General features: G+C 58.4%; 3 protein-coding genes. All 3 read right to left on the bottom strand.

Annotated elements, in window-relative coordinates:
* A partial coding sequence (locus EOA27_RS24945) for a TIR domain-containing protein (RefSeq protein WP_127257497.1) occupies positions 1–866 on the bottom strand: 866 nt, incomplete at its 3' end.
* A gap of 168 nt (positions 867–1,034) precedes the next feature.
* Positions 1,035–1,943: a restriction endonuclease gene (locus tag EOA27_RS24950; protein ID WP_189562104.1), complete on the bottom strand. Its 909-nt coding sequence runs from the start codon at positions 1,941–1,943 to the stop codon at positions 1,035–1,037.
* A gap of 301 nt (positions 1,944–2,244) precedes the next feature.
* On the bottom strand, positions 2,245–3,888 hold the full coding sequence (locus EOA27_RS24955) for an MFS transporter (protein WP_127257501.1): 1,644 nt from the start codon (positions 3,886–3,888) through the stop codon (positions 2,245–2,247).
* Between the last annotated feature and the right edge of the window lie 361 nt (positions 3,889–4,249).

Here is a 4,249-nt window from a genome sequence, read left to right on the forward strand (position 1 = left end):
GTGCAAACCGGTCCAAGGCGTGACGCCAGCGTGCTGGGATCGCCCGTTGCGAAAGACGCTGGCGTCAGGCCATGGAGGTCCGACGGAAGGTTTATCCCCGTTTGGCGTGGATATACTAAGATACTGCGACGCCGACCAAGGCGTCCCATGAACATGCCGAGTTCAAAGAGCACGTTGTCTCGGATGGCAGAATTGCGAGCGCCTCGGCTGGTTTCGACGATGTCCTCGAATAGTGCGACCGCCACACCGAAATCGCTCTCGGCCACGGCTAGTTCCAGAGATTCGAGCGGATAGCCGCCCGCCCAGAAGACGCCGTTCGGCCACACGGTTGCAAGTACGTCATGCTGGAGACCGGTCTGGATTTCATTCGCAACATCGAGCCCCTCCACAGAGGACATTATAAACATCCTCGGCTTCTCGTTGGGGGTGGTCATGAGTCGATTGCGATCGAATAGCCGCCGCGACAGCTCTTGGGCTACGGATTTCCAGATCAAACCCGGAAACTTGTCAGCCAAAGCCGAGAACTCTGCCCCCGACATCTTTATCGCTACGACCGTATCTTCAGCGAACACTGAGGCGGACCGCCGCTGGGAAGGCTCTACGGCGGCCATCTCGCCGACGTGCGCACCGGCCTTTAGAGTTCGCACCTCTTGACCTTTGACCACTACAGAAACGCCGCCGGCGACAAGAAAGAACACGTCGTTGTCCTCACCGCCTTCGGCAATGAGCGTATCCGCGGCCTTGTATTCTACGAGCTCGCCAGCCGTCGCGATTGCCTCGGCGACCGTTGCGTCGCCACTGTCAAACTGCCGCTTCAGACTAGCGATAAGCGCCGAACTGTTGCCGCCTTCAAACCGCTCTTTCATATTCCCTCCCGGCAATGCATTTGTCTGAATCCTATATATGTAGTTGCTGGGCCTACACGAATATTCGCGAGTTTACGATGCTATTGGAATGGCCGTAGACGGCCCTAAATGAGCCGCGTCGTCCTGGGTTGCCAACCTGCTGCCGACTGCTGAAGATTCTACGGGATTCTAGACGAAGCGCCGTTCCGGTAGATTGCCGATCTTCACCCGGTGGTCCAACGCTCCCGTAGAGACGAGGTAGCCCATAACGCCGTCCTTTGATTTGACGAATGCCAACGTAGATTGCCCACTGGGGAACGTAATTTGTCCAGACGCGATCTCCAGCGCTGCGCTCTCTCCGGCATAGTAATGGAGCGTGATTGGGCGCTCCGTGACCTCAATCTCCAGTGCGTAAGTGCATGTGATATCCTTCACTTGGAAGCGCTGGCCCAGAGCGTCGATGACGTAGAGTCCGTCCATCGGAGCAACGATTTGACCGCTGAGGGTCTGGCGGATGGTTGGATTGCGGGCCTCCGGGGGCAGTTTGTCCATGATGAGGGATTGAATACCCTCGCCGGTGTAGGGCAAGCCGTCAGACGTATAGACCGCGGATGGATTCGTGACCTTTCGCCCGTTTTCCACCACGCCAACACAGGCCTCGATCGCGGTGAAGTTGTGGAATTGGCCGACGATGGTGACGGTGCCACTCCATTCGAAGGATTCCGCCTCGGCCAAGTCCATGCATGTCAGGTTCAGTGCCTTTGCCTTGGTGCGGGCGGTGCTTGTAAAGCCGTTCGCAGCAACTACGATTCCGCGGTGGATTCCAGTCTTTTCGCACTTCTTGGCGAAGGCCTCGATCTGAGGAACTCCCACCTTTCGCCCTTGGTCCCTGCACTCAATAGCGGTCAGGTTCTGCCCGTGATGGGTGCAACGGGTAATCACCACGTCATGTTCGCGAAGCTGCCCGGTGTCCTTGTCGGGCAACCGTAAGGAGGAAATCACAGTCACGTCGTCTTGGTGCGCGAACATTCGCTCCAGGGTGGCAACGAAATTATGGAATCGCTGACCAGGTTGTTCATAAGAGGCGGTTTCTTTCACAGCGCAGATCCTATCTCCATGGTGGCAGCTTTGCATCCCGTCTGGGACTTTGGGTTGAATTTTATCCGGCCCTTTCGCGCGCCTGAACAGTGGGCGGCAATCAGGAAGCAAGAATTGAGAGTGTGCGTCCGGCATCGGGGGTCTTATGCGTCAAACGGCTAGTACTGTTCGCTGTATGTAAAAAGGCAGTGTGGAACGTTAGTCTACAGATCGCTATCAGCAGAGGGGGTACTGTGCCTTGTGCTCTGTAAAGCCCAGGGATGATCGCGCCTGCTCTTCGGTTGGCAGCTTCACCATGACGTCACCTCGGAGGACGAGAAACGAATGTCGCGGCACGGCCACGAGCTGCCTCGGTCGTTCGTTCGATCGAAAGCTCCGTGTGTGGAGGCAGCTCGCCGTCATGCAAGGCGAGAAGGTGCTGGCCTATTTCCTTGTCCGCTGCCGTGAGCCGATGGTTCAGGCGAAGGAAATCCATCCAGGTCGGCGTGCGGAACGTCTCCGTCCAAAGCGAAGGCGTCTGCAAGTTGCGCTGGAGCGTCCAGTTTCGTGCGCCGGCACGGCTTAGAGCGTGGCGTTTCGCGCGCATGCAGCCGAGAAAGGCATCGGTATTCTTCTCGGCTATGGAATAGTCGACCTTTGCGACAATCGGACCACTCCTGGGCTGCAATTCGAGCGCCAGTTCCGGTGCGGGAAAATCGGAACTTTCCTGATCCGTTTCTTCCCACGGACGGATCGGCAACAGTATTCCCGCTGCCGCAACCAGCAACAGCGCCCCTGCCGCGCCCTCCAAAGCCCAGGTCAAGGAGTAGTTTTGCGCGACTGTACCCCAAATCCAGCTGCCGGCAGCCATCCCGCCGGCGCTCAAGGCGTAGTAGATCGAGAGGGTGCGGCCAACAACCCACCGAGGGCTTGCCAGCTGTACCGATACGTCAATGCCTGTCCAAGTGATCAGCCAACCTGCTCCGCCCAGCGCGAGCGCTACTGCCGCCACAGCGACCGACGATGTAAGGGCAAGGGAAAGGCAACATGCTGCACAAGCGACAGAGGCGAACGCCACCAGCCTGTTTTGAGACGTGATCCGCCTGAGCAAGCCGTTGCTCATGCCCGCGATGAAAGCACCCATGCCGAAGCCGGCCAATAAGATGCCATAGACGATTGGCCCGCTTTCCAACTGATCCCGGACGACGAGTGGGAGAAGCGCCAGGATGGAGATGCTGCCCAACCCGAAAAGGGTTGCCCTGGCGATCGCCGCCCTGATCTCCAGGGACATCGCCGTGAAGCGGACACCGTCATGAACTGCCGTCGCCATTCTCTCGCGCGGGAGAGGCGAAGAGCGAACTTTCCATTTGGTGCGCCATATTGCGCCTAGAGGGACCAGATCGCTCAGCGCGGCCAAGGCGAAAGCGGCAAGCGGTCCAAAGAAGGCCAGGATCGTCCCACCCAGAGCGGGTCCTATGCTGCGTACGATGTTGTATCCGACAGACATAAGCGTCACGGCGGCGGGAATGTCGCGCTTGTCCAGAATATCGCCAACCGAGGCATGCCAGGCCGGATCATTCAAAGCGAAGCCGCAGCCGGCCAGGAAGCCCAATCCGAGTAGGAGCCAGGGATCGACAAATCCCAGGCCCACAGCAATCATCAGCGTCGTCGATGCCAATGCTATCAAACAGTGCCCCGCAAACATCACCCACCGGCGGCTGAAGTTGTCGGCGATGGCTCCGGCGAGAATTGAGAGGAAGAATACCGGCAATGTGGATGCAGCCTGCACGAGTGCCACCATCAGGTCGGAAGCCGAAATGGTTGCCATCAGCCAACTGATGGCAACCGTTTGCACGAGCCACCCGAGGCTGGATATCTGCGTGGCCGTCCAGATCGAGCGAAATGCCGGGTTGCGAAGCGGGGCAAGCGTCGTCGGAGCGGACGGATGAGGATGTTCGTGCTGCACGTTTTTACCTTCGACGAGCCGATTGTCTATACGGCTGCCACCACTGCTTTTTTGTCTCTGCGATGTTGTAACCGGTCAGTACTTCCAGGGCATGACCCAGCACCCGCTTGCGCATGCTCCAAAGTTCTTCCGTGGGGCCGGTTTACTCTGACCCGCTCAATCCCAAGTTCTTAGCAAGCAGAGATCGGATCAGCAGCGGCCCTGCCGACCGGGTGGAAGATCCATTCCGAAAAGGGGCGCGCCGAGAAACTTGCTCAGATCGCGAAATCGATCAGTGGCGGCGCCACTCTCAAGAGCGCCATAAAGCAGGCCGGGATCGGAACAGACTTATCATCACTGGAAGAAGGCTGCGGCACCGTCA

The organism is Mesorhizobium sp. M2A.F.Ca.ET.037.01.1.1 (assembly GCF_003998075.1).
In the GTDB taxonomy this organism is placed as follows: Bacteria; Pseudomonadota; Alphaproteobacteria; order Rhizobiales; family Rhizobiaceae; genus Mesorhizobium.